Below are 25,044 nucleotides of genomic sequence, written 5' to 3'. Positions count from 1 at the left end.
TTGGGGCAGCGCCCCAATCCGTAGTTTTAGAAAAACGCCTGCAAGCCCGTTTGCGCCCGCCCAAGGATCAGCGCATGAACATCATGTGTGCCTTCATAGGTGTTCACTGTTTCAAGGTTCATCATGTGACGGATTACCTGAAATTCCTGTGAAATCCCGTTGCCCCCGTGCATATCGCGCGACATCCGCGCAATATCGAGCGCTTTGCCACAGTTGTTACGCTTCACTATGGACACCATTTCTGGTGCGGCATTTGCTTCGTCCATCAAACGCCCAACCCGCAAAGAGGCCTGAAGCCCAAGCGTAATTTCTGTTTGCATGTCGGCCAGTTTTTTCTGGAACAACTGTGTTTGTGCCAGCGGTTTGCCGAACTGTTTGCGATCCAACCCGTATTGCCGTGCGCCGTGCCAGCAGGCTTCCGCAGCCCCCAGAACGCCCCAAGAAATACCGTAACGTGCACGGTTCAAACACCCAAACGGCCCCTTCAGGCCCTCGACATTTGGCAAAAGCGCGTCTTCGCCCACTTCCACATTGTCCATCACGATTTCACCCGTGATGGACGCGCGCAGCGATTGTTTGCCTTCGATCTTTGGCGCCGTCAGGCCTTTGGTGTCTTTGTCCAAGATAAAGCCACGGATTTTACCGCCATGTTCTTCGGATTTTGCCCAAACCACAAACACATCGGCAATCGGTGCGTTTGAAATCCACATTTTGGACCCGTTCAGGACATAGCCGCCCTGCACTTTTTCCGCCCGTGTTTTCATGCCACCTGGGTCAGACCCTGCATCAGGTTCTGTCAGACCAAAACAGCCAATGTATTCGCCAGAGGCCAATTTAGGCAGATATTTCATGCGCTGCTCTTCAGAGCCGTAGGCATAGATTGGGTACATCACGAGCGAGGATTGCACAGACATCATAGAGCGATAGCCACTGTCCACACGTTCCACTTCGCGTGCAACCAGACCATAGGTCACGTAACCCGCGCCAATGCCGCCATATTCTTCTGGCACAGTAACGCCAAGCAGGCCCATCTCGCCCATTTCGCGAAAAATCTCAGGATCCGTGCTTTCGCTGGCGTAAGCATCTGTCACCCGTGGCTGCAATTTTTCCTGTGCATAGGCCCGCGCAGAGTCGCGGATCATCCGCTCTTCTTCGGTCAGCTGATCTTCAAGCAGCAGCGCATCATCCCACTGAAACGAGCTCAGATCAGGTTTGTCTTTGGCTTTCAGGCTTGGCGTTTGCACGTTCATGACGGAACCTCTTTGTGGCATTTAAATCGTTGCGGCGTTGGTATGCCAATAGGTAGGACATATCAAGGCTCTTGCCCCCCAAGCTACGTCAATGCTAGCCATGATCCAACCGCACGGGGTGCGACAAATGCGTTTCGTGAAACCTTGTCCAGATAATCGGGCTATGACTGTGTCGCGCCCCGTCAAACGGACGCGGGACTACACGAAAGCCATCAATGGGTGTTTTATGAAAATTGGTATCCTGCAAACAGGAAAATCCCCCGAACAACTTGCGCCAGAGTTTGGGGACTATGGCGATATGTTCGAACGGATGCTCGACGGTCGCGGGTTTGAATTTACGACCTATGACATTCTGGAGCACGTTTTTCCAAAAACAGTGTCGGAACAGGAGGGATGGATCATCACAGGATCACGCCACGGCGCCTATGAAGACCATGATTGGATTCCCCCGCTTGAAAATCTGATCCGCGACATCCACGCCGCAAAATCGCCTATGATTGGCGTGTGTTTTGGCCATCAGATTATTGCCCAAGCCCTAGGTGGTACGGTCGAGAAATTTGACGGCGGTTGGTCTGTGGGCCGCGTGGAATACGATGCAGGCGGCGAAACACTCCCGCTGTTTGCATGGCATCAGGATCAGGTGATAACCCCACCCAAGGGCGCGAAAACTGTCGCCAGCACCGATTTTTGTGCTCATGCAGCGCTGACCATTGGTGAACATATCTATACCATTCAACCCCATCCCGAATTTGATGCTGGTTTTGTCACAGGGCTTGCCAACACGCGGGCCAAAGGCGTTGTGCCCGATGACCAACGGATTGCAGCCATAAAGAGCGCAGACAAACCTGTTGCCAAGGAACACATGGCAAACCATTTCGAAACGTTTTTGAAACAGGGCAATGCCAATGGATGATCGTTTGAAATGGATCGAAAAGATTCCGCAAGCCGCGCAGGACTACATCAAAGACAGCCGCTTGGAAGAGGTTGAGTGCATCATCTCGGACACCACAGGAATTTCACGCGGCAAATGTATGCCCGCGCGCAAATTTGGCCGCCTCGATCCGATGTATTTGCCCGACAGTATTTTTTATCAAACGGTGACAGGCTCTTACGTCGATATGGACGAGATTGAAAACCAATACACAGAAGGCGATATGATCCTGACTCCCGATTTTTCCAGCGCAACCGCTGCGCCATGGACGGGGGATGTCACCTTACAAATCATCCATGATGTGACGGACCTTAATGGCAACCCAATGCCGCTAATCCCGCGCAATGTACTGAAACGGGTTCTGTCGTTCTATGAAGCAGACGGGCTCGCCCCTGTTGTGGCACCAGAAATGGAATTTTTTCTTGTGGCGCGTAACACGGACCCCAACCAACCTATTGTCCCAAAACTTGGTCGCACAGGCCGCCCTGCGGCGTCCATGCAGGCCTATTCCATGTCAGCGGTGGATGAATACGGTCCCGTCATCGACGACATTTACGATTTTGCCGAGGCGCAAGGCTTTGAAATCGACACCATCATCCAGGAAGGCGGCGCAGGTCAGGTTGAAATCAACCTCAAACATGGTGATGCGGTGAAACTGGCGGATGAGGTTTTCTACTTTAAGCGCCTGATCAAAGAAGCCGCGCTGCGTCATGATTGTTATGCCACCTTCATGGCCAAACCGATGGGCGATCAGCCTGGGTCAGCGATGCACATCCACCATTCTGTGTTGGACACCAAAACGGGCCAGAACATCTTTACCGATGCGGATGGCAACCCAACCGAGGCTTTTGGCCACTTTATCGCTGGCTTGCAAACTCATCTGCCTGCGGCCACGCCGTTCATCGCACCCTATGTGAACAGCTATCGTCGGTATGTGGCCAATTTTTCTGCCCCGATTAATCTGGAATGGGCCGAAAACAATCGCACAACAGGCATCCGCGTTCCGATTTCGGAACCTGAATCCCGTCGCGTTGAAAACCGTGTCGCTGGCATGGATTGCAACCCGTATATCGGTTTGGCGGCGTCATTGGCCTGCGGGTATCTTGGTTTAAAAAATAAACTCACTCCACGTATCGCAGCCACCGGCGAAGCATATGACGCGGAGCGTGACATTCCACCGTCCTTGCGCGAAGCCTTGAACCTGCTTGATGACAGCGATGCGCTCACAGACATGATGGGTCCAGAATTCACGGCAGTGTACAAAGCAGCAAAACACAAAGAATTAGAGGATTATCAGGAAGTCATCAGCCCGTGGGAACGGGAACACCTGCTGATGAACGTTTAAGGCACGTGCCATGAACCTCCTTTATGCCAACGACGCCACTGGGCAATATCCAAACAGCTGGTACGCGGCCACGTCCCAAGCCCTTGATCCCTTTCCTAAGCTCAAAGGATCGCACCATGCAGATGTTTGCGTCATTGGGGGTGGGTTCACAGGGCTTTCGACCGCGCTGCACCTTGCAGAACGCGGCTATACTGTTTCGCTAATCGAGGCTCATCGCGTAGGCTGGGGCGCATCTGGTCGCAATGGCGGGCAAGTGGGCTCTGGCCAGCGGGCCGAGCAAGATGAATTGGAAAAAACAGTGGGTTTGGATGACGCCAAACACCTGTGGAGATTGGCCGAAGACGCCAAAGCGCTCGTTAAATCTCTGTCAGAACGACACGCGATTGATTGCGCCCACAAACCTGGTGTGGCCCATGTGGAATGGCACGCCAAAAACGTCCCTGAATTACATGCTTACACCGCGCATTTGGAAAAAACCTACGACTATACGCAAATCCAAAACTTGGATCGGGCGCAAACCTGCGATCTTCTTGGCACAGAAGTCTATCACGGGGGCGCACTCGATATGGGTGCTGCGCACATCCATCCCCTGAATTTTGCGCTTGGCCTTGCGCGCGCAGCCCATGCGGCTGGGGTGCAAATCTATGAAACCTCTGAAGTTACAAAAATAGACGCGGGCGATCCCGCCACCGTTGTGACCGCCCGTGGCACAGTCACGGCCGCCCATGTGGTTCTCGCCTGCAATGGATACCTTGGGGGGCTGAACGAACCAACCGCAGCCCGCGTTATGCCCATTAACAACTTCATCGTCGCCACAGAACCGTTGGACCAAAGCGGTGCGGAAGCGCTCATCAAACAAGATGTGGCCATTGCTGACAGCAAGTTTGTGGTTAACTATTACCGCCGCAGTGCCGATCATCGCCTGCTGTTTGGCGGCGGCGAAAGTTATGGCTATAAATTTCCACGCGACATTCGTGCGCTCGTCAGCAAGCCAATGTTACAGGTTTACCCCCAGCTCAAAGACGTAAAGTTGGATTACGCTTGGGGCGGCACGCTGGCGATTACAATCAACCGAATGCCGTATTTTGACCGCATCCGCCCCAATATTTTCACCGCCTCAGGCTATTCTGGCCACGGCGTCGCGCTTGCCACGCTGGCAGGGAAAATCACTGCCGCCGCCATTGCGGGCCAAGCAGAAGACTTTGATGTGATGTCCCGTGTCCCGACCCATCGTTTTCCAGGGGGGCGTGCGCTGCGTTCTCCGGCACTGAAACTCGCGATGACGTGGTATGCAATGCGGGACCGGTTGGGCATTTAAGCAGCAGACTTATTCGAACAAAAATCGCGCGATCCCAATCCAAAAGTTAACAAGCTCTAAACGCCGACACGTTTGTTTGGACGTGTCGGCGTTTAAGGTTTGTTAAGACATTTGAAAGCAAGCAGCGCCCCACGTGCCCGCATTTATTCCAACCCCAGACGCCCTTTCAGCCCATCAAGTGCCACACGTAACTGGCGCAAACTGCCTGTTTCGCGCAGATGCCCGCGCACTGTGGTGTTCAACCCACCTTCGGTGTTGAGCGCCTGCAACGCGCGGTCAAAGCGCCCGTTGCCGTCTTTTGGCATTTCGGCCATCGTGCCGGCAAACATCGCCGCAATATAGGCCTCTGCGGCTGCCGCGTCCCCTGTTTGCTCTCCCAACCAAACCGCCCCTTCGCGCATCTGCGCAAGCACTGCCGCCACTTGGGCCGACCCGCCGAAATAGGCGTTCAGATTGCGCTCGCTGTCCACGGGGATAATGATATTGCGCGCACCAAAAATCGCGTCCACTGCCTCTGGGCTTGGAAACACTGGCAAGGGACAGCCGCCAAGCGCGATAAACGGCATGGGAATGGTCATGGAAATATTGTGCGCGGGCGCACACAACTGTTGCAGCGCTCCATGGGACACATCCACCATGGCGGACACAACCACATGATCCTCACGAAATGTCAGGTCTGTCAGTACATCTTCTGCCACATGCGCCATCAAGCACAGCCACACGGTATCTGTCCCATCTAACACCGCTTGGTTTGGGGCAACCTGAACCTCTTCAAACTCTTCGGCCAAGGCTCGTGCCATATCTGCATTGCGTTCGGACACAATAATCTGATGCCCCTGCCCCGCCAGCCCCTTGACCATGGCCGCGGCGATTTCACCTGTACCAATAAATCCTATCCGTGCCATCGTTTATCCCCGCAACCGTGAACCAGACGGATCAAAAGCAGGTTGCTCAAGTATCACCGCCTTATGCGGGCGGCCTAAAACCGCTACATCCACCTCAGCTCCTACCACCGCATGTTCCGTTTTGATAAACGCCAGCGCACAGGATTGATCGACAGCAAACCCAAAGGCCCCCGAACTCACCCGCCCAACAGGCGTCCCATCGGCGAGGAAAATCGGCTCGCCACCGGAACTATCGGCATTCTCGGTTTCAATAGTCAAACACACCAACTTTTCGCGCGGCGCCTTATCTTTGATCGCGGCATAGGCCGATTTGCCAAGGAAATCTGGCTTGTCCATCTTAATCAACCGTTCAAAGCCAACCTCTTGGGGCCAGTATTCAGGTGAATATTCGCGCGACCATGAACCATAGCCCTTTTCAATGCGCAAACACCCGAGCGAGCGGCCACCTACGGGCATAATGCCGAGGTCTTTGCCCGTTTCAAACAGCGTATCCCACAGTTTGGCCTGATCCGCTTCGGCCACATAGATTTCCCAACCCAGATCGCCCGTAAACGACACGCGAATGCCAATCGCCTCGATCCCTGCGATGGTAAATTTTCGCGACCGCATGAACGGCCAACCTTCATTGCTCAAGTCCTCTTGCGTTAACCGCGCCAGCAATTCGCGGGATTTTGGACCTGCCACATTCACCCCGCAATAGGTATCCGTGACCGTCTCAAACGTGGTGCCTTCGGGCAGGTCCACCATCTGGAAATACCGTTGGTGATACCGCTCCCCGATGCCCGTGCCGATCATAAAGAAATGATCTTCGGCCAATTTCGTTACGGTGAAGTCCCCCGCGATACCACCGCGCACGCCGAGCATTGGCGTCAGGCAAGACCTTCCAACTTCTTTGGGCACATGGTTGGCAATCACACGGTCAATCCAATCGGCAGCACCCGCCCCCTTAATCTCGTATTTGCCGAAATTTGACACATCCACCACGCCCACATTTTCGCGCAGGTTGCGGCACTCAGCCCCCACAGGCTCGAACCAGTCCTGACGGGTAAATCCATAACTTTCTGTGCCAACCTTGCCTTCACCTGCATACCAAAGCGGATGTTCCCAGCCGTAGTTCAGCCCATGCACCGCGCCCATCTCCTTTTGGCGCTTATAAATCGGGCGTGTGCGTGTCTCACGGCCCGCATCCCGCTCTTCAAACGGGAAGTGGATGGCAAAGCGTTTGGAATATTGATCGGCCACCTTTTCCTTGGTGAATGTCTCATCCGCCCAATGGCCGAACCGCGTCAAATCCCACGGGAACATGTCAAATTCTGGTTCCCCTTCAATGATCCACTGCGCTGACATCAGGCCAAGTCCACCAGATTGGCTAAACCCAGGAATAATCCCACAGCAACAGAAATAGTTCTTCAACTCTGGCACAGGGCCATAGAGCGCCGCGCTGTCAGGGGACCAAATCATTGGTCCGTTGATCACCCGCTTAATCCCTGCCGTGGCCGCCACTGGAACGCGATCCATCGCCCGTTCCAGATTGTCCATAATGCGATCCAAATCCCCATCAAACAGCTCATGCCCAAAGCCCGCTGGCGTGCCGTCCTCAGCCCAGAATTTCAGGTTCTTTTCATAGGCCCCGATCAGCAACCCATTGCCCTCTTGGCGCATGTAATATTCGCCATCACGATCCGCCACAGATGGCAAACGGCGATCCATTGCAGCGATTTCAGGAATGGTTTCTGTCACCAAATACTGGTGTTCTGTGGGCTGCAACGGCAGTTTTATCCCCGCCATGGCCGCCACTTCCCGCGCCCAGAGGCCACCCACGTTCACCACCCATTGCGTGTGAATGTTGCCTTTGGGTGTTTCCACGATCCACGTGCCATCGGGTTGTTGAATCGTCGCCGTCGCGGGGCAGAATCGGTGGATTTCCGCCCCCATCTGCCGCGCCCCCGTGGCATAGGCTTGCGTCACGCCAGACGGGTCCACATTGCCGCCGTCTTCTTCGAACATGATGCAGCGCACGCCGTCCAAATTCAAAAGCGGGTTCTTTTCCAGCGCCTGTTCTGGCGTCAATTCATAAAACTTCTCGCGAAAATACCGCGCCTTGCTTTCTTGCAGACGCAATTGATGTTCACGCTCTTCAGTTTGCGCCAAATAGATGGACCCAGGTTGAAAAACACCACACCCTTGGCCCGTTTCCTGTTCCAACTCCTTATACAGGTTCATGGTATAGTATTGGATCTTAGAGATATTGTTATTGTCATGCAGTCCGTGCAGGTTCGCCGCCGCATGCCACGTGGAGCCCGACGTTAATTCGTCCCGTTCCAACAGAACAACATCCGTCCAACCAAGTTTTGCCAAATGGTACAGGATGGAGCAGCCAACAAGGCCCCCTCCGATCACAACAGCCTGCGCATGGGTCTTCATCTGGTCTCTCCGCCTTGATGTAAAATGTTACCGCAACTAAACGCGAAAACCCTTGCGAGATTGAAAGAAATTATGCCTATTAACAAAAGTTATACCCTTTTCATCCAAAACGGAATGAACGCGCAATGTTACAACTGCCAGACCTCGACCTGTTGCAAACCTTTTTAACTGTGGCCGAACACCATTCGATATCACAGGCTGCGCGGTCTCTTGAAATCACACAGCCTGCTGTCACCAAGAAAATCAAACGCTTAGAGTCCGTCTTTGAAGTGGAATTGATCGACCGCCACGCGCGCCCGTTACAAGTTACCGAAGCGGGCAACATCCTTTTGGAACGTGCGCCGTCGCTGCTGCGTGAAGCCCGCGAATTGACCACAGATATCCGCGCCATGAACACATCAGGCCTACCCTTGATGCGCATTGGCATGTCCGACACTCTGTCAGAAATTCTCGGCGCTGAATTTGTGGGCGCGATGCAGTCTTTTGCCCATGTGGTAGAGCTGAAATCAGGTATCTCCCCATGGCTCGAAACCGCCTTTCGCGCCCGCCATTTTGATCTTGCAGTGGACAGCCCGCCTTTTGTGGACACCACACAAGTCGAATTACAGTCTTTGTTCCGCGACCCGTTTGTCATCGCCATGCCCAAATCGTTCAAAGACCGCGATGTGGCCGAAATTTTGCGCACAGAAAACTACGTTGGCTATGGCCGCACCTCGAAAATGGGTGCGTTGATCATTGAACTTTTGGGCCGCATCGGGGTGGATCGCCCCACACGGTTCAACTTTGACAGCACGCAAAGCTTGCTGCGATTCGTGCAAGCAGGCTATGGCTGGGCCATTACCTCGGCCTTTTGCTTGCTCCAATCGCCAACCGCGTTGAAAGACCTGCATGTGGTTCCCTGCCCAAACAGCGTGCCACGGGAATTTTCATTGCTCAATCGCGCAGGCGAACACCGCGCCGTAGCCGCCGCAGCCCATGAGAAATTCAAAGTGGTCTTTAACCAATTGGCCAACGGTCCATGGGAACACGTGGACCCCGCAACCGCCGCAATGATCCGCGAAGCAAACCCTTAGGCCTCTCGCCCTCGGGCGGCCAACATCGCGCGCAACTCTTCGGCCTCTGCCAGTCCAGCTTCCAGCGCAAACACATAGGCGTGGGTCAGATAGAAACAGCCCTGCACCTCGTCTGTGTCCAACGCCGCCTCACCTGCCGCGCGATACAGGCGCACGAGCGTTTCATTGTCCCCCGCCACATGGGCAGCCAGCAGTGCCTCGTTCAAGGGGCCAATATTCTGATTACTCACTCTGCCGCCATTTGTCGGCCCGCATCCAGCTTGTGCGCCACCCATTCGTGAAACACATGGGTCGGCCCATCCATCGCAGGGGAAAACTTACCACCATCAAAAAACGGACCCTGACGCCCTTTTTGCATGCCCTCCACGACGAAGATATCTTCTTCGAAGACCTCTTTCCACTGCGCCGTATTCTTGGCGCGTGTGCTTGCAAAACCTTCACCAATGGCGTCTTCAGCGGCGTAGAAAATTTCAATATGTTCTTGCGTTTTGCCCTGTTCTTTTGGCTCTAACACAATCGCAAAAGTGTGGTCACGATGCACCCCTAACAAAACATTGGGAAAGACCGTGATGTATTCAGAGCCCGTATCCCATTTATCGCTAATCCCTTGAAAATCTGGGAAAACCTTGCCGTCATCATCTTTCAACTGGCGATAAACAAGTGATCCCTGACCAGAATATCGACCATTTTCTTCAATGTTGTAATGGTCCTCCAGACGGGAATAGCTGTTCAAGCCCGGATGCACCCAAGGCAGGTGATAACTTTCGCAGTAATTCTCGACCGCCAGCTTCCAGTTGCAGTTCACATCCAGCTTAAACGAGCTGTCCGCCCCTGAATGATAAAGCGGTTTGTCAAACTCTGCCCAACGCTCCAAAAGCTCTGCATGAACAACATCAAAATCAGGCGCCTTACCCGACACATTTACATACACCACACCAAGCCACACATGGCTGCGCATTTCGATGAGGCCCAGTTCATTGCGCTTAATATCTTCGTGGATGTTTTGCCCTGGCCCACCCACATGCGGCGTAGACCGCAGCTTGCCATCCAGACCGTAACACCATGAATGATAGGGACAGCGGATGGTTCCACGAATATTGCCCGGCTTATCAACCAAAATCATGCCGCGATGCCGACAGGTGTTTTGGTACACCCGCACCGCCCCATCGTGATCGCGCAGGATCAACAGCGGCACGCCAAGGAAATCCACAGGCATCGCATCGCCCTCATTGGGAACATCCTTGGCAAACCCAACACCTGACCAATTGGCAAACAAAACCGATTTGCGTTCTTCTTCAAACGCTTCAGGCTCTACGTAATGGGCATTGGGCAACCCCTTGGCCAAGGCCACGGGTTGCATCACAGCGGACAGATCGGATTGTTGGGTCATGACAGCACCAAATTGAATGAATTTCACCTGACTATGTCGTCAATTATCTCACCTGAAAAGAGGCGGAATCTTTTCAAAAAGGTGAATCTATTTCACGTGATGCTCAACCATCCAATTGAAAAGTTTTGCCGTCGGCTCTGCCAGTTCAGGCAAAGGAGAGATCAGATAAAACGCACCAGGTGACGGGCAAAAATGCTTTTCCAACGTAGCCAAACGGCCATCTTCGATCATCACAGATGTCAGTTTACGCCACCCGAGCGCAATTCCGGCCCCTTCACGGGCCAATTGTATGGCGATGGAATAATTGTTTACACGCCGCGCCATGGCCACGGGTCCCATGTATCCCATCATGTCAAACCATGTGGCCCAAGTGGTCCAATTTTCATTGCGGGCGTCCATGTTGATCAATGCCTGCTGTGACAGCTCTTCAAGGCTGGCATCTTTAAGCCTTTCGGCCATTTCTGGGGTACAGACAGGCACCAGTTCATCATCAAAGAGTTTAACAAACTTCGGCTCTTTGGGCGGCTCCAAACGGTATTCAATGGCCAAATCTACCGTCAACGGGCGTTCCATAGTACTGTCGGACACCTGTTGGTTTACCTGAATATCTTCGTTTTCCACCCCAAATGAAATCACCCGTTGCGTTAACCATAAGGATGACACTGCTGTGGTGGCCAACACCTCGACCCGCGGTGTTTCGGCCTGCATCCGCAAGGACGACGTAATGGCTGCAATATCGCGGAAACTGTCACGCAGCACGGCGAACAACCGCTCCCCTTCATCCGTCAAAGTAACCGCACGATGTCCGCGTGAAAACAGCGCCATACCCAACCATTTTTCCAGTGCTTTAACCTGATGGCTGACGGCGCCAGGCGTCACATTCAATTCGCTCGCCGCTTCGTTAAACGCACCACGGCGCGACGCGGCCTCAAAGGCGCGCAACATCGTCAAAGGCGGGATATCGTATTGCTTGGCTCGCATGGGACCGCTCGCTTAGATGAACTCACTTCACCTATCTTGCACGAAAAACCGTGCATTTCAATCCAATGGATCGCGCAGCTCAGCCCCTTCCACACGACCTGAATTCACCTCAAGCCCGACGCGATGGCGTACGAAATACGCAGGATCAGCGGCGTGCATTAAGCTGGCCGCCCCCTTGCCTTCTTCCCCGAGCCACAAACCAAAATCGTCAGGTTTGATCGTAACGGGCTCGCGGTGATGCACTTGCGCCAGGTCCTCGCCCGCCGCAGTTGTGACCATGGCACAGGTCACGGATCGTGCCCCATCAGGCCCCTTCCAAACCTGCCAAATCCCCGCAAAGGCCATCAACTCCCCTTCGTTTGGATAAATGTACCACGGTTCTTTGCCTTTACCCTTTTCGCGGTGCCATTCGTAAAATCCATCTGCTGGGATTAAACACCGGCGAGTCTGCACCGCACTTCGAAACGCAGGCTTTTCCGCAATGGTTTCTGCCCGTGCATTGATCAGCATCGGCCCGTCACTCGGGGATTTGTACCATTTGGGAATGAACCCCCACCGCATCGGCACCAAATGCCGTTCCCCTTCGTAATTCACCGCCACGGGAATATCGGTGGTTGGGCAAATATTGTACCGAGGCTCAAACGATGCCTTCACATGCACCGCGTCAAACCAGCCTGCCACCGCATCAGGGGGAAGCGTAAGGGCAAATCGTCCACACATAGGCACAGTCCAGCGCAATTTACCTCAAACAGCAACCCCACCCTGTTGCAGAAATTTGTAGAGACCCGTTCACAGAACCCGAAAGCTATTTTGGGGCTTTGCCGCTGCGCCGTTCCCTGCTTTTCTTGACACAACACAAGAAATGGACGACCCATGCGTAAATCAGGTGGCAGACAGGCCCGCATCGCGAAACGCGGAGCGCAGGAACAGGAACACAACCCAGCCCCCATTGGCCCCTTGGGGGGACAGTATAAACCGCTGTCAGACAGCGAAGTTGAAACCATCTATGCCACCGCCCTACAAATCCTAGACGAACTTGGCATGGGCGAAGTCCCAGAAGGGCTAAAGGCGCAATGCTTGTCCAAGGGGGCCTATATCAACACCCATGGCCGCCTGTCTTTTCCCCCTGATTTTACGCATAAAATCGTTGATAGCGCGGCCAAGACCATCACGCTGCATGGCCGCGATCCAGCGCGATCTATCGAGGTCGGCGGCCAATCCGTCCATTTTGGAACAGGGGGTGCAGCGGTACAAACGCTCGACCTAGACACGGGGTTGTATCGCCCCAGCACCCTCACAGACCTTTACGATTTCACCCGCCTTCAGGATACGCTCCCAAATGTCAGCTGGTTCACCCGATGCTGTGTTGCCACCGATGTGCCAGACAATTTCGATCTCGATATCAACACCGTCTACGCATTGCTGCGGGGCACCACAAAACCTGTTGCGACCTCGTTTTTCCTGCCCGAATTTATCGAACCTGTCTGCAACATGCTCGACATCGCAGGCAGCGACACGGGAACTTTTCGTCAACGCCCGTGGGTGTTTGCTCACATTTCGCCCGTTATCTCCCCCTTGCGTTATGGTGAGGATGCCGTGGATGTGACCCTTGAATGTATGCGCCTTGGCCTTCCGCTCAATTGCATCACCGCTGCCCAATCAGGCGCGACCGCGCCCGCCACGCTCGCAGGATTTCTTGCTTCATCGCTCGCGGAAACATTGGCCAGCCTGATCATGGTGAACGTTTATGAGCCAGGCTACCCGATGATCTTTTCGAACTGGCCTCTGGTCATCGACCTGCGCACTGGCGCGTTTTCGGGCGCGGGTGGGGAAACCGCCGTAATGAACGCCGCCTCCGCGCAAATCATCAATTGGCTTGGCCTGCCCTCGGGTGTGGCCTCGAGCATGTCTGATGCCAAAGCCCCCGACGCCCAAATGGGTATGGAAAAAGGCATCACCGCACTCGCCGCAGGCCTCGCAGGTGGCAACATGATCCACGAAAGTTCCGGGATGATGGCAAGCCTGCTTGGCGCATCATTCGAGGCATTTCTCATCGACGATGAAATGCACTCTCTCATCTATCGCACTTTGCGCGGAGTTGAGGTAACGCCTGAAACGCTCGGCGTGCAAGCGATCAAAGATGCAGTCCTTGGCGAAGGGCACTTCCTTGGCGGCCAACACACGCTCGATGCGATGGAGCGGGATTATTTCTACCCAACCCTTTCTGATAGAAACGACCCCAAAACGTGGGGGGATCTGGGTGCTGAAACCATGTGGGACAAAGCAAACGCCCGCGCAAAAGAACTCCTTATGCGCCCCGATCCGGCCTACCTTGATCCAACCGCAGATCGTGAAATTCGAAAGCGGTTCAATATCTTACTGGATTGATTATTCGACGCGGAATGTCCCATCCATCCACGGATAATCCGCCACACAGGGTGTAACCAGCATTTCGCGGATCAGCGGGCGCATCAGTCCTGCTACATCCCCTGCAATGCTTTCCATTTCCCCTTTACGCGCAATCAGCGAAATGGACCGCGACAGTGCTTTAAACGGCAGTGGCATCACATCTAGCGACCCATGAAACCGCTGCGCACGCATGTAGCCAAGTGGGGTTGTCACGGTCCAGCCACCGCCACCTGCAACCATAGAAAGGATCGCATGATAGCTGCCAAATTCGAAACGATTGGGCAGATTGATCCGTTGCCGCGCCAAATGCGCTTCTATCTGGCGGCCCATCATCTGACGCGAGGAATAGCGCACAAACGGCAGTTTTTCGACCTGTTCGAACACTGGCTTGGAGCGATCCACATACCCCTTGGGTGCCACGGCAATGAACGGTTCTGTCATCAGCGTATGAACTTCCATCCACTTGGACGTAATATCCAAATCCGCCGCCACAATCACATCGAGCGAACGGGACTCCAACGCATCGGCCAAAGCATAACTGCTCGCACTTTCTAACAAGAACTGACAGCCTTTTAACGCGCCAGCCAACTGCACCATAAGCGCAGGCGTCACATCCGCATCAAAATCTTCGATTACACCGAGCCGCAATCGTGTCATTTTGGAAAAATTATAAACCGCCAGCTCTGCCTTGGCCTGATTGGCCTCGGACAAAATGGTTTGCGCCCGTTTCAAAAACACCGCACCCGCAGAGGTAAGCTGCTGTGGCCGCGTTGTGCGATCCAGCAAAATTGCACCCAATGCGTTTTCCAGATTGGTCAACTGCTGAGACACTGATGAAACACTGGCTGACAAGCGTTTCGCTGCCGCAGAAACGGAGCCTTCTTCGACCGCTGCAATGAAAACTTCGATCGCCCAAAGCGACAATTTACCAGGAGTATCAACCATACCTGCTATTAGGCGGGGCGCATCGCAAACAGCAAGCCATTTTTACTCCGCTTGGGCCGATTGCGCGCGTACTCGGGCCAAAACCTCTTCGTTGTGGTCTAAAAACCGTTCGATAATATCTGATTTTGCAGATCGCCCGTTCCACATTGCGAAAAAATGCGCGTGCCCGAGCGATATATGCTTCAGCACCTGCACCAAGCGCCCGTTCTTAACATCTTCGCGCACCATAGAATGGGGCAAAACGGTCAACCCTGCACCCGAAACGCACAGTCGATAGATGACAGACACATCATCACATTTCATCCTAAATGGAATGTCCAAATCCAATTCCGCGTCTTCTTTCTGAAACGCTTGCGCCCATTCATCACTGCCAAATCCATAACACATCAACAACGGAATGGTGGTCAAAACACTTTGCGCGGGTATCCGTTCAATGCGTTCAGCCAAGTCAGGTGCCGCAAAGAATCCACCGCCCCCGCCCCTAAGGTCGCGAATTTGGATGTTTTTGTGGTTCAATGGATAAAGCCCAATGGTCAAATCCACATCATCATGGATCGGATGGCGCTGAACGTTTTCAAACCGTAAATCCATCTTAATGCGCGGATTGGCCAGCAGAAAATCTTCTACAATGTTCACCAGCGGCCCACCCGACAACATCGAAGGGACCGATACAATCAAATTGCCAGACACCTCGGTCGGGTCAGATTTAAGCGCCTGAAACCCACCTTCTGCCGCATCTAACATGGCGCGGGCGGGCCCGATCAACTTGCGCCCTTGCGCTGTGGGTTGGATGGAACGTTTTGATCTATCTAACAGCGTATGTCCAAGGCGAACCTCTAACGATTTGATGTTTTGGGAAACAACAGTCGCCGAAACATTCAAACGATCCGCAGCGCTTTGGAAAGAACCTTCTTCTAAAACCGTAATCAGCATCGCTAAGGACCGCAGGTTATCTATCATAAAAATCGCTCCTTAGGCTGCTAAGCGCCAAAGGTGTCTTGCGATTATGCTATCTTTGGCAATCCTGAATTGAACAGCTATCACTCTTGTCACGCAGAAGGAGCCCGTAACTTCGCGTCACCTCTTCAATCCATGTTTAATCCAGAGGGAACGGAACTGGGCCGTCCGAAAGGTGTTTTTGGTTGAGAAGGTGAAAGAGATTTTAAAAAGTCCACCAACGCTTTTAAGTCTTCACTGCTTATTAACTTAGGCTGGATCGACAGTCCGTCAATTATTTGCGATTGGATGCGCGGGTCTGATACGAAGGCAAAATCGTCAACTGCGCTGTCTATTTCGGGCAAATCCACGCTCTGGCGTGTGTAGCTGCGCAACCCCCTTTCAGGATCGCCGTGGTGGCGAATAATGCCTTCCAGAGTTTTATACGCACCGTTGTGCCCATAGGGCGCAGTGTTTGCCACATTACGCAGAAAGGGCGTGCGAAACTTATAGGCATCAGCGCGATCACCGCTCACCGCCATTCGGCCCACATCCCGCGCCACAGGATCAAATCGTCGCGTCATACCTGGCCCAAACGTTGGCAATCCAATGTTGTAATACTGCTGGTCGGAAAACAGCGGCCCACTGTGACAGCCAGAACACCCTGCATCGCCATAAAACAACGCAACGCCGCGTTTTTGCTGTTCGCTCAATGCCGCTTCGTCCCCGCTTAGGAACCGATCAAACGGCGTATTTTGCGCACGAAAGTCGGCATCAATATAAGCTGCTAAAGCATTGGCAATACGTGCAATATCAACATCATCAGTGCCGTAAGCAGCGTCAAACATACTTTGGTAGCCTTCAATTTCCGCCACGCGCGCCGCAATCAGCCGCCACGCCTTTGGGGCATTGTCAAACGCGGCCAAGGCAATGTCGTTTTCTTCTGGATCGCCGGCCATTTCTGTTCGCGCGATCAGCGGGAAAAGGGCTTGAACCGCCAATAATGACGTCAACCCATCAGGCAAACGCCCCCCTGCGGGCGTTTGATACGTGCCATTCACAACCTCAACGCGCCCATCATGAAACAGTGCTCGAACCTCTATTGCGCTCAGGTTCCACAAAGGCGGCGCATTGCGCGATTGGCGCACTTTGGCCGTGCCTTGTATGCGGGCAGGCCCCAGCCCAATGCCCCCTTCTCCAAAACTCAGCGCAACACCGTCCCCTGATCCAAACGCACCACTGTGACAGGTAGAACAGGAAATGTTGCGATTGCCCGACAGGATGGGATCATAAAACAACATCTGGCCGAGCCTTGCCTGCGCTGGGTCAAACTGCAAGAATGCGTCATCGCTCAGCGGCTTGGGCAACTCTTGCGCCCCCGCAAACCCTGCGAAACACATGCCAAACCAAAGGCTAAGCCAATGCGCACTCTTCTTTTTCTGCTTTGCTTTGCCCTTCCCGCGCAGGCCGATATACAAATCGCGCGGGACGCGTTTATCAATGGACAGTTTGAAAAGGCCGTTGAAAACTTGGTTCCAGCCGCCAACGCGGGCAATGCAGAGGCCGAGTTTCTGCTTGGAAACATCCACGCGCTTGGCCTTGGCGTTGAACAAAACTTTGCCCGTGGGTTTGATTTTTACCTTCGCGCCGCCACCAAAGGGCATCCAGCCGCGCAACTGCGCCTGTCCCACGCGTACAAAAAAGGCAGAGGCACGGCCATTGATCCAATTCGTGCCTTCCTTTGGGCCGAACTTGCCGCGATTGGGCGTGCGGATGGGGCAAAAAACCAAAGCAGTTTTCTTCGCGAAAAACTCTCTTCTGAGGACGCCAAAATTGCCAATGAATTGCTGCAAGACTATCGCACCTACCTGTTTCCGCTCGACTGACAGTAACACCCAACTGCAACAGCGCGAAACACGTTTTCGCGAAACGTCGCTCAGCCCTTGGAACGGGTCCATTCCGCGCCTATAACGCAGCCAAACAGACCAAAGGGTACGCTCATGCGCACGGCTACGATCACTCGCGACACCGCAGAAACCGCCATCACCGTTGAAATAAACCTCGACGGAACAGGTGTTTACGACAATGAAACAGGCGTTGGTTTTTTTGATCACATGCTCGATCAACTGTCCCGCCATGCGCTGATTGATATGAAAATCCGCGCCAAAGGTGACTTGCACATTGATGATCACCACACCGTCGAAGATGTGGGCCTTGCCCTTGGCAAAGCGCTGACAGAAGCCGTTGGCGACAAACGCGGCATCCGCCGCTATGGCTCTTGCCTATTGCCCATGGACGACGCGCTGGTACGTGCGGCGCTTGATCTATCTGGCCGCCCCTATCTGGTGTGGAAAGTGGACATGCCCACCGCCAAAATCGGCAACTTTGACACAGAATTGGTGCGCGAATTCTTCACCGCTTTCGCCATGCAGGGCGGCATTACGCTCCACGTCGAAGCACTGGATGGGTTCAACAGCCACCACATTGCTGAAGCCGCCTTCAAATCCGTGGCCCAAGCCTTGCGCGCTGCGCTTGAAACGGATCCGCGCAAAGCAGATGCCATTCCATCCACCAAAGGCACGTTGTCGGAATGATCACCGCAATCGTTGATTACAACTCTGGCAATTTACGCTCTGCCGAGAAATCATTTCAGCGCATGGCGGCTGAGGTAAACGGCGGCGATATCATCGTCACGGCTGATCCCGATAAGGTGCGTGCGGCTGACCGCGTTGTCCTTCCGGGTGTAGGCGCATTTGCCGATTGCCGCCGCGAACTGGGGGCCATCGACGGCCTGTTCGGCGCAATCGAAGAAAAGGTCAAAGCAGGCAATCCTTTCATGGGCATCTGCGTTGGCATGCAAATGATGGCCACCTGGGGCCGTGAACACGGTAATCACAAAGGCTTTGACTGGATCAAAGGCGAAGTCACCGCCCTCACCCCATCAGACCCCGCACTCAAAATTCCGCACATGGGTTGGAATGAGTTGACGCAAACACCCGAACACCCTGTGTTCGAGGGTATTGCCAAGGGCGACCACATCTATTTCGTACACTCCTACCACCTCGTCCCTGAAAACCGCAGCGATGTGGTGGCGACCTGCGATTACGGCGGCGACATTATCGCAGCCGTGGGGCGCGACAACATCATCGGCACACAGTTCCACCCAGAAAAAAGCCAATCAACCGGCCTGCGATTGATTGGCAATTTCTTACAGTGGGCTCCGTAAAGCCTTAAAGTGGAACGATTATTTTACGCGTTTCCACTTACCACCACTGCGGCATACACCGAAAACGCAGCCTTTCACGTTCAGGCTGTTCCCAGACAAAACCAGTTTGCCTGAATAAGTCTTATCCCGATCAGGGGACCAAACTTTACCATCACCGTAATTGCCGCCGCCCTTGTTCACCATATCCCACATCAGCTTTTTACCCTGATTTTCGGATTTGAATGCTTTGCCGTTTTTATCGAAAGACTGGATCAGTGTTCCGCAAATCTTGGACCCGCAAGACGCAATTTTAATGTGACCAGAATTGCCATTGTCATCAGCAATGGTCTTCCACGTGCCAAAGATATCATCCGCAAATGTCGGCGTTGCAAAGGCTGCCATCACCGCGATCAATGCTAATTTCTTCATGTTTCTCTCCCCATGTTGCGCAGAAACCATGCAAACCCTTGCCCTAAGGGTCAACCTAAACCTTGGGTAAACCAACCGCCTTTGCATTTCCTTGCGCATCCCGTTATCCGAAGGTCAAAGACCACAAATCTGGAACCTGTCATGATTCTATACCCCGCAATTGATCTCAAAGATGGCGCTTGCGTGCGCCTCTACAAGGGTGAAATGGATCAGGCCACTGTGTTCAACGACGATCCTGCCGCACAGGCGCAGGCCTTCGTGGATCAAGGCTGCGATTGGCTCCATTTGGTGGATTTGAACGGCGCATTCGCGGGCGAACCCGTGAACGCCAAGCCTGTCGAAGATATCCTCAAAACCTGCAAGGTTCCTGCCCAACTCGGCGGGGGTATCCGCGATATGGCGACCATCGAACGCTGGCTCGATCGCGGCCTCCAGCGCGTTATTCTTGGCACTGTCGCGGTCGAGGACCCAGCCCTCGTGCGCGAAGCCGCAAAAACCTTTGCGGGCCATGTCGCCGTTGGCATTGATGCCCGCGGCGGCAAAGTCGCCACACGCGGCTGGGCCGAAGAAACAGATGTGGACGCAACCGATCTTGCCAAACAGTTCGAAGATGCAGGTGTTGCCGCCATTATTTATACCGACATCAACCGCGACGGCGCGATGCAAGGCCCAAATGTAGAAGCCACAGCCGCCCTCGCCCATGCCGTGTCCATTCCCGTCATCGCATCGGGTGGCGTGTCCTCTATGGCGGATTTACAAGCGCTCAAAGACTGCGGCGCACCGCTCGATGGGGCTATTTCGGGTCGCGCGCTTTATGACGGCGAAATCAACGTGGCAGATGCAACGGCTCTCCTGAAATCGTGAGCACCAAAACTGCCATAATCGCTGTCTACATCGCCTTTCTCGCAGTGTTCCTGCTTGTAGTGCTTTTCGCCACTTTTCTCGATATTATTGGCATTTGCACATATGACGATGGCATCATGCAGACCTGCCAGATCGGGGCGATTGACGTATCAGCACTCTACAACTCCAACCCGATCATCAGCATTTTTGCCAACACCAGTCTGTTCTTTTTCTGGATTTTGCTGGGCGGTTGCACGCTCTACGTTCGCGACTGGATGAAAAAACGGGACGCCAGCAAATAGCCCATCAGACGCGGGATCACTGCCAAATACACACGTCTGAACCCCCTTCTTCTATTTGCAAAACACTTACAAAAATTCACAAATTACTGGACTTCTTTTTCAATTCCAAGGTTAACTCTACCTATGGTATTTTCACGCACGCCCATTCATCCGCGTGAAAGCAGAAACGCATTTTTATGAAACGGTTGCCCAATGACACAAACATATTCCCAATCCCAAGAAGATCACATTCGCAAACAATTGAACGCGCTGCGTGATGAACTCACGACCAAAACCGAAGGCCTGCTTCTCTCCACCTATTATGACGATCTGGTCGCGGCAGATGCGGCGCTGAAACAAACCATTCCCTATTTCGCCCCGCCCCATGATCGACCTGTGGTCACATCGGATGGAGATGTGGAATTTGGCGCGATACCCTATTGGGCAAAGAATCCGTCTCAAATCCCCTATGCGGATAAAATCCCGTCTATCCTACTCGAAGGATTAAAACTGCTGGACGATGCGGGTGTTTTCCCACCGCCAACCATTACGCAATCAGAATATAACACTTTGCTCAACGCAGTTCAGGGGGGCTATGCCGTCGGATCAGATGGCACATTATGGAGCACAGAACCCTATGGCCAGCTAAATTTCCGTTGGATCGAAGCCGTGATCAACGTGTTCTTTGTTAATCACATCTACAAAAAATCCCCCTTCATCACGACCCCATCCACGGCTTCGCTTACGGGGGCGAATACCGATGCGATCAAGATTGCGCTGATCGGTGATTGGGGCACTGGCGCCTCAGACGCACAGAACGTCCGCGATGCGGCAATGGCGCTGAACCCAGATTATCTCATCCATCTTGGCGATGTGTATTACACAGGAACACCGCAATGGTCTGATCTGCGACCTTTCGTTGGCATGGATGATGAGGTGAACCACCTCGTGAACCAATGGCCTGCGAATATGGCAAACGGTCAATCCTATACGATGAACTCCAATCACGAAATGTACTGTGGGGCCTATGGACTCTACGAAGATGCGCTCACCGCTGCCCCGTTCAAACACCAACAAGGCTGCACCTATTTCCTTTTGGAAAACGACAACTATCAGATTTTCGGCCTCGACAGCGCCTATGACAGCCCAGATTGGCTGTTTATGGATGGGGCCCTGAACCAAAGCCAGATCAATTTTGTTCAAAGCAAAATTGATTCATCCAAAACCACCGTCATTCTCACGCATCACACGCCCTTTAACCTGACGGGCACGGAAAAGATCAGCAAACAAAAAGGCGGTACAACCGTGTCCCTTTGGAACCAAATGATCGAAGCAACCAACAAAAAGGTTCCAGATTACTGGTACTTTGGACATATTCACGATGGTATCGCCTATGTTGAACCCAAAGGCGGCAATTATTTTGACGGCTGCAAAGCACGCTGCACGGGCCACGCTTCTATGCCCTACGGCGCCCCGTGGGGACTGGCCAAACCAAATGCCGTGGCCCCGTTTAAAGCTGGCGATTGGATCGACACCGTGGAATTTGCGGCAGGCACACCAAAAGACGCAAGCAAGCCAAACGGTCAGGTGAAAAACGGCTTCATGCTCATCACCCTCAGCCCAAATGGCATCAAAGAATCCTTTTATGACGAAGACGGCACAGAAACCTGGTCGTCTTCGTAAGCCTGAACACCCCCTCAAAGGCAATGGCACCAGAGTTTGCGATTGCCTTTTGAGGCGCAGGTTTTAAAAGCAGAATATGCTTAAAACCCGCATCATCCCCTGCCTCGATGTCAAAGACGGCCGTGTCGTCAAAGGCGTGAACTTCGTTGATCTGATCGACGCAGGCGACCCAGTGGAATCTGCCAAAGCCTATGACGCGGCGGGGGCGGATGAACTGTGTTTTCTCGACATTGCCGCCACTGTTGAAAACCGTGGCACCATGTTTGATGTGGCGCGGCGCACCGCAGAACAGTGTTTTATGCCGCTGACCATTGGGGGTGGCGTGCGCATGCCAGATGACGTGCGCAACCTTCTGTTGGCGGGCGCAGATAAAGTTTCCTTCAACTCCGCCGCTGTGGCCAATCCCGATGTCGTGGCCGACAGCGCCAATCGTTTCGGTTCTCAGTGCATTGTCGTGGCCATCGACGCAAAAACCGTCAGTCCCGGAAAGTGGGAGATTTTCACCCACGGCGGGCGCAAAGGGACAGGCATCGACGCAGTTGAATTTGCCAAACACATGGCAGCCAAGGGTGCTGGTGAAATCCTCCTCACCTCGATGGATCGCGACGGAACCCGCGCAGGCTTTAACCTGCCCCTCACCCGCGCCATTTCAGATGCTGTCAACATTCCCGTCATCGCATCAGGGGGCGTTGGCAACCTCGATCATTTGGTCGAAGGCGTCACCAAAGGCGGCGCATCCGCTGTGCTTGCCGCATCCATCTTTCATTTTGGCGATTACACGATCAAACAAGCCAAAGACCACATGAATGCCGCAGGCATCCCAGTCAGGTTGTAACCATGCCAAACGTTCTCACCCGCCTTGCCCGCACCATCGAATCCCGCCAAGGGGCCGATGACAAGAAATCCTACGCCGCCAAACTGTTTTCACGCGGGCCAGAAAAATGCGCCGAAAAATTTGGCGAAGAAGCGGTGGAAGCCATCATCGCAGCTGTCAAAGGCGACAAAAAGAACCTCACCGAAGAAGCCGCCGACGTGATTTTCCACATGTTTGTGATGCTATCGTCCCAAGGGGTTAAATTCGAAGACGTCTTGGCCGAACTTGAACGCCGCGAAGGCACATCAGGTATCGTCGAAAAGGAAAGCCGCAAGAAATAAAGCGGACGTCACCGATACCACATATTCCGTTTCTTAATCCGTTGACGGATCGCCATTTCTTTGCGCGGCAGGTTTTCGCGGTCAAACATCCCGCGCACCTTTTCGCCCTTGCCCTGAAACACCAAACGGCGGAACGGCTCGTATGCCTTTACCACCTTTTTGATTTTGTTCGGGGCCAAAACCTTTTCGACCGTTTCCACCACCTCATCAGGCGCAACCGCATACAGCAGGGGCACATATCGATAATGCCAACTCACTGTTCCATCCAGCAGTCCGCTTGGGATCGTATCGCGCGCTCCGCCCAGTTTGGAAATAACCAAAGGCAGCGCAATCTGGTCGAGCCATGGGTACAGCTCTTGTGTTTCAATCTGCCACGGCGCTTCGCGTTCAATTTCGGTGGCATAATGGGTGAAATAGGTCGCAAATTCCGCAGGGTCTTTGTAAAAAAACCAACCCGCGTTGAAATACATATACCGTTTCCAAAACTCATCTGGCTGGCTCAGGTCAAGCGAACTTTCATAATCCAGATCAAACTTGTCATAGAGCGATTTCCACATCTCCCCATAGCCTGGGCCGTATAAATCCACCTCTGGCCACGTGTTCTCCCGCTTCATCGACGCTGTTGGCCGATCAAAATCAAAGGGCACTTGGTTGATGCGCCCCGTGAAAACCGTGTCCGTATCAAAGAACACAAACGGCTCCCCTTCGGGCAAACACGTCAGGCCAATGATCTTATTCCCGTTCGGATACCGCGTGCCAAACACACCATTTTGAAAGGGTACAATCTCGGCCCCCAACTCCAGCAGCAACTCGCGCACAGCAGGGTTGGTGATGCGTGGGTCTTCTTCCCAACGATCCGAAGGCTGGGGTTCTCCAAGGATCAAACGACCCGTAAAATTGGGGTTTTTCGCAAAAAATGATGCTACAAACAGCACCGCCTCATATTCAAGCCGCCCGCCCTGAACAATCGCAAATACGTTAAAATCTTTTGCCACGTGGCCCTGCCCATCTTCGTTTGCTGACATATAGCGCCCCAAAGGTTAAAATGAAATGCCCGCCCCATTGGTTCGGCTAGAATTTTTTAAACTGCCGCAAAAATACAAATGATCGGAAAGACTATGTTTCACATCTTTAAACCCGCTCTCATCATTGGGCTACTTGCCTGCCCCGCAATCGCCAGCGCCCAAGGCAAATTCCTTACGGCGGCAGAGGTAAAACCGATCCTAAACGCCACCAAAGGAAGCTGGATCGCCGTGCGGGAATATGATGGGCAAGACCTGTTATATTTCACCCATCTTTTGGCTTGGCGGTGTGGGTTGACCAGTGTGCGATACGCGCTCAACGGAGCAAAAACCACCCAAGACTGGCCCCTCACCCCTTGTAACGAAGACAGCCCAACACCCGCAGCCATCGGCGAAGATCAACCGATATATCTCACACAGCCGCTCAACTCGATTACGACCATTCAGATTGATTTGATTTATGACGATGACACAACCGACAGTGTCACATTCGAACGAAATTCGGTTCTTATCCCATAA

General features: G+C 53.5%; 26 protein-coding genes. 14 read left to right on the top strand and 12 right to left on the bottom strand.

The window, feature by feature from the left end; all coding sequences use genetic code 11:
* Nucleotides 1-26: 26 nt before the first annotated feature.
* A complete protein-coding gene (locus tag QBD29_RS09045) occupies nt 27-1,250 on the bottom strand; it encodes an acyl-CoA dehydrogenase (RefSeq protein ID WP_280097768.1) in 1,224 nt (407 codons plus the stop codon).
* 226 nt (nt 1,251-1,476) lie between these two features.
* Here QBD29_RS09045 and QBD29_RS09040 point away from each other — a divergent pair, with 226 nt between their 5' ends.
* From QBD29_RS09040 to QBD29_RS09030, 3 genes are read left to right on the top strand one after another with little or no spacing between them, the layout of a single operon-like run.
* Complete coding sequence (locus QBD29_RS09040) at nt 1,477-2,163, top strand: type 1 glutamine amidotransferase (RefSeq protein ID WP_280097767.1); 687 nt, start codon at nt 1,477-1,479, stop codon at nt 2,161-2,163.
* On the top strand, nt 2,156-3,526 hold the full coding sequence (locus tag QBD29_RS09035; protein ID WP_280097766.1) for a glutamine synthetase family protein: 1,371 nt from the start codon (nt 2,156-2,158) through the stop codon (nt 3,524-3,526). The genes QBD29_RS09040 and QBD29_RS09035 overlap by 8 nt, the downstream gene beginning before the upstream one ends.
* Nucleotides 3,527-3,536: 10 nt before the next feature.
* Nucleotides 3,537-4,844: an FAD-binding oxidoreductase gene (locus QBD29_RS09030; protein WP_280097765.1), complete on the top strand. Its 1,308-nt coding sequence runs from the start codon at nt 3,537-3,539 to the stop codon at nt 4,842-4,844.
* Nucleotides 4,845-4,987: 143 nt separating this feature from the next.
* Here QBD29_RS09030 and QBD29_RS09025 read toward each other — a convergent pair whose 3' ends face one another.
* Both QBD29_RS09025 and QBD29_RS09020 read right to left on the bottom strand, forming a co-directional pair.
* Nucleotides 4,988-5,749: an NAD(P)-binding domain-containing protein gene (locus QBD29_RS09025; RefSeq protein WP_280097764.1), complete on the bottom strand. Its 762-nt coding sequence runs from the start codon at nt 5,747-5,749 to the stop codon at nt 4,988-4,990.
* Between the two features lie 3 nt (nt 5,750-5,752).
* Entirely contained in the window at nt 5,753-8,173 is a 2,421-nt protein-coding gene (locus QBD29_RS09020) for an FAD-dependent oxidoreductase (protein WP_280097763.1), read from the bottom strand.
* 125 nt (nt 8,174-8,298) lie between these two features.
* Between QBD29_RS09020 and QBD29_RS09015 the strand changes: the two genes are divergently transcribed.
* Nucleotides 8,299-9,246 carry a LysR family transcriptional regulator gene (locus tag QBD29_RS09015; RefSeq protein WP_280097762.1) on the top strand — a complete coding sequence of 316 codons (948 nt, stop codon included), beginning with the start codon at nt 8,299-8,301 and terminating at the stop codon, nt 9,244-9,246.
* Here the strand turns inward: QBD29_RS09015 and QBD29_RS09010 are convergent.
* The 4 genes from QBD29_RS09010 to QBD29_RS08995 form a co-directional block, all read right to left on the bottom strand.
* Nucleotides 9,243-9,476, bottom strand: a complete 234-nt coding sequence (locus tag QBD29_RS09010; protein WP_280097761.1) for a hypothetical protein — start codon at nt 9,474-9,476, stop codon at nt 9,243-9,245. The genes QBD29_RS09015 and QBD29_RS09010 overlap by 4 nt on opposite strands.
* Nucleotides 9,473-10,636: an aromatic ring-hydroxylating dioxygenase subunit alpha gene (locus QBD29_RS09005; protein WP_280097760.1), complete on the bottom strand. Its 1,164-nt coding sequence runs from the start codon at nt 10,634-10,636 to the stop codon at nt 9,473-9,475. The genes QBD29_RS09010 and QBD29_RS09005 overlap by 4 nt, the downstream gene beginning before the upstream one ends.
* A gap of 87 nt (nt 10,637-10,723) precedes the next feature.
* The gene (locus tag QBD29_RS09000; RefSeq protein ID WP_280097759.1) at nt 10,724-11,617 is read right to left on the bottom strand and encodes a LysR family transcriptional regulator; all 894 of its coding nucleotides are present in this window, start codon (nt 11,615-11,617) and stop codon (nt 10,724-10,726) included.
* Between the two features lie 57 nt (nt 11,618-11,674).
* A complete protein-coding gene (locus QBD29_RS08995; protein ID WP_280097758.1) occupies nt 11,675-12,337 on the bottom strand; it encodes an SOS response-associated peptidase in 663 nt (220 codons plus the stop codon).
* A 153-nt stretch (nt 12,338-12,490) separates the two neighbouring features.
* Between QBD29_RS08995 and QBD29_RS08990 the strand changes: the two genes are divergently transcribed.
* Nucleotides 12,491-14,005: a trimethylamine methyltransferase family protein gene (locus tag QBD29_RS08990; protein WP_280097757.1), complete on the top strand. Its 1,515-nt coding sequence runs from the start codon at nt 12,491-12,493 to the stop codon at nt 14,003-14,005.
* On the opposite strand, the gene QBD29_RS08985 is transcribed toward QBD29_RS08990, so the two are convergent.
* From QBD29_RS08985 to QBD29_RS08975, 3 genes are all read right to left on the bottom strand, one after another.
* Nucleotides 14,006-14,971: a LysR family transcriptional regulator gene (locus QBD29_RS08985; RefSeq protein ID WP_280097756.1), complete on the bottom strand. Its 966-nt coding sequence runs from the start codon at nt 14,969-14,971 to the stop codon at nt 14,006-14,008.
* 42 nt (nt 14,972-15,013) lie between these two features.
* A complete protein-coding gene (locus tag QBD29_RS08980) occupies nt 15,014-15,931 on the bottom strand; it encodes a LysR family transcriptional regulator (protein WP_280097755.1) in 918 nt (305 codons plus the stop codon).
* Between the two features lie 125 nt (nt 15,932-16,056).
* Nucleotides 16,057-17,307 carry a cytochrome c peroxidase gene (locus QBD29_RS08975; protein ID WP_280097754.1) on the bottom strand — a complete coding sequence of 417 codons (1,251 nt, stop codon included), beginning with the start codon at nt 17,305-17,307 and terminating at the stop codon, nt 16,057-16,059.
* A gap of 21 nt (nt 17,308-17,328) precedes the next feature.
* On the opposite strand from QBD29_RS08975, the gene QBD29_RS08970 reads away from it, so the two are divergent.
* From QBD29_RS08970 to hisH, 3 genes are all read left to right on the top strand, one after another.
* The gene (locus QBD29_RS08970) at nt 17,329-17,793 is read left to right on the top strand and encodes a sel1 repeat family protein (RefSeq protein ID WP_280097753.1); all 465 of its coding nucleotides are present in this window, start codon (nt 17,329-17,331) and stop codon (nt 17,791-17,793) included.
* Nucleotides 17,794-17,907: 114 nt separating this feature from the next.
* Nucleotides 17,908-18,501 carry an imidazoleglycerol-phosphate dehydratase HisB gene (hisB, locus tag QBD29_RS08965; RefSeq protein WP_280097752.1) on the top strand — a complete coding sequence of 198 codons (594 nt, stop codon included), beginning with the start codon at nt 17,908-17,910 and terminating at the stop codon, nt 18,499-18,501.
* A complete protein-coding gene (gene hisH, locus QBD29_RS08960) occupies nt 18,498-19,133 on the top strand; it encodes an imidazole glycerol phosphate synthase subunit HisH (protein ID WP_280097751.1) in 636 nt (211 codons plus the stop codon). The genes hisB and hisH overlap by 4 nt, the downstream gene beginning before the upstream one ends.
* An 18-nt stretch (nt 19,134-19,151) precedes the next feature.
* On the opposite strand, the gene QBD29_RS08955 is transcribed toward hisH, so the two are convergent.
* Nucleotides 19,152-19,541: a DUF2147 domain-containing protein gene (locus tag QBD29_RS08955; protein ID WP_280097750.1), complete on the bottom strand. Its 390-nt coding sequence runs from the start codon at nt 19,539-19,541 to the stop codon at nt 19,152-19,154.
* Nucleotides 19,542-19,682: 141 nt separating this feature from the next.
* Between QBD29_RS08955 and hisA the strand changes: the two genes are divergently transcribed.
* From hisA to QBD29_RS08930, 5 genes are all read left to right on the top strand, one after another.
* On the top strand, nt 19,683-20,405 hold the full coding sequence (gene hisA, locus QBD29_RS08950) for a 1-(5-phosphoribosyl)-5-[(5-phosphoribosylamino)methylideneamino]imidazole-4-carboxamide isomerase (protein WP_280097749.1): 723 nt from the start codon (nt 19,683-19,685) through the stop codon (nt 20,403-20,405).
* Nucleotides 20,402-20,686 (top strand): hypothetical protein, encoded by a 285-nt coding sequence (locus QBD29_RS08945; RefSeq protein ID WP_280097748.1) that lies wholly within the window; start codon nt 20,402-20,404, stop codon nt 20,684-20,686. Before hisA ends, QBD29_RS08945 begins: the two co-directional genes overlap by 4 nt.
* 192 nt (nt 20,687-20,878) lie before the next feature.
* A complete protein-coding gene (locus QBD29_RS08940) occupies nt 20,879-22,348 on the top strand; it encodes a metallophosphoesterase (protein WP_280097747.1) in 1,470 nt (489 codons plus the stop codon).
* Nucleotides 22,349-22,424: 76 nt separating this feature from the next.
* Nucleotides 22,425-23,183, top strand: coding sequence for an imidazole glycerol phosphate synthase subunit HisF (gene hisF / locus QBD29_RS08935; protein ID WP_280097746.1), 759 nt, complete (start codon nt 22,425-22,427; stop codon nt 23,181-23,183).
* Between the two features lie 2 nt (nt 23,184-23,185).
* Nucleotides 23,186-23,503 carry a phosphoribosyl-ATP diphosphatase gene (locus tag QBD29_RS08930; protein WP_280097745.1) on the top strand — a complete coding sequence of 106 codons (318 nt, stop codon included), beginning with the start codon at nt 23,186-23,188 and terminating at the stop codon, nt 23,501-23,503.
* A gap of 8 nt (nt 23,504-23,511) precedes the next feature.
* Here the strand turns inward: QBD29_RS08930 and QBD29_RS08925 are convergent, their stop codons facing one another.
* Complete coding sequence (locus QBD29_RS08925) at nt 23,512-24,528, bottom strand: hypothetical protein (RefSeq protein ID WP_280097744.1); 1,017 nt, start codon at nt 24,526-24,528, stop codon at nt 23,512-23,514.
* A gap of 93 nt (nt 24,529-24,621) precedes the next feature.
* Here QBD29_RS08925 and QBD29_RS08920 point away from each other — a divergent pair, with 93 nt between their 5' ends.
* A complete protein-coding gene (locus tag QBD29_RS08920) occupies nt 24,622-25,044 on the top strand; it encodes a hypothetical protein (protein ID WP_280097743.1) in 423 nt (140 codons plus the stop codon).

Source organism: Amylibacter sp. IMCC11727 (genome assembly GCF_029854195.1).
Lineage (GTDB): Bacteria > Pseudomonadota > Alphaproteobacteria > Rhodobacterales > Rhodobacteraceae > Amylibacter.
The sequence above is the reverse complement of the archived record's forward strand: the minus strand, read 5'-3'. Positions and strand labels throughout refer to the sequence as shown.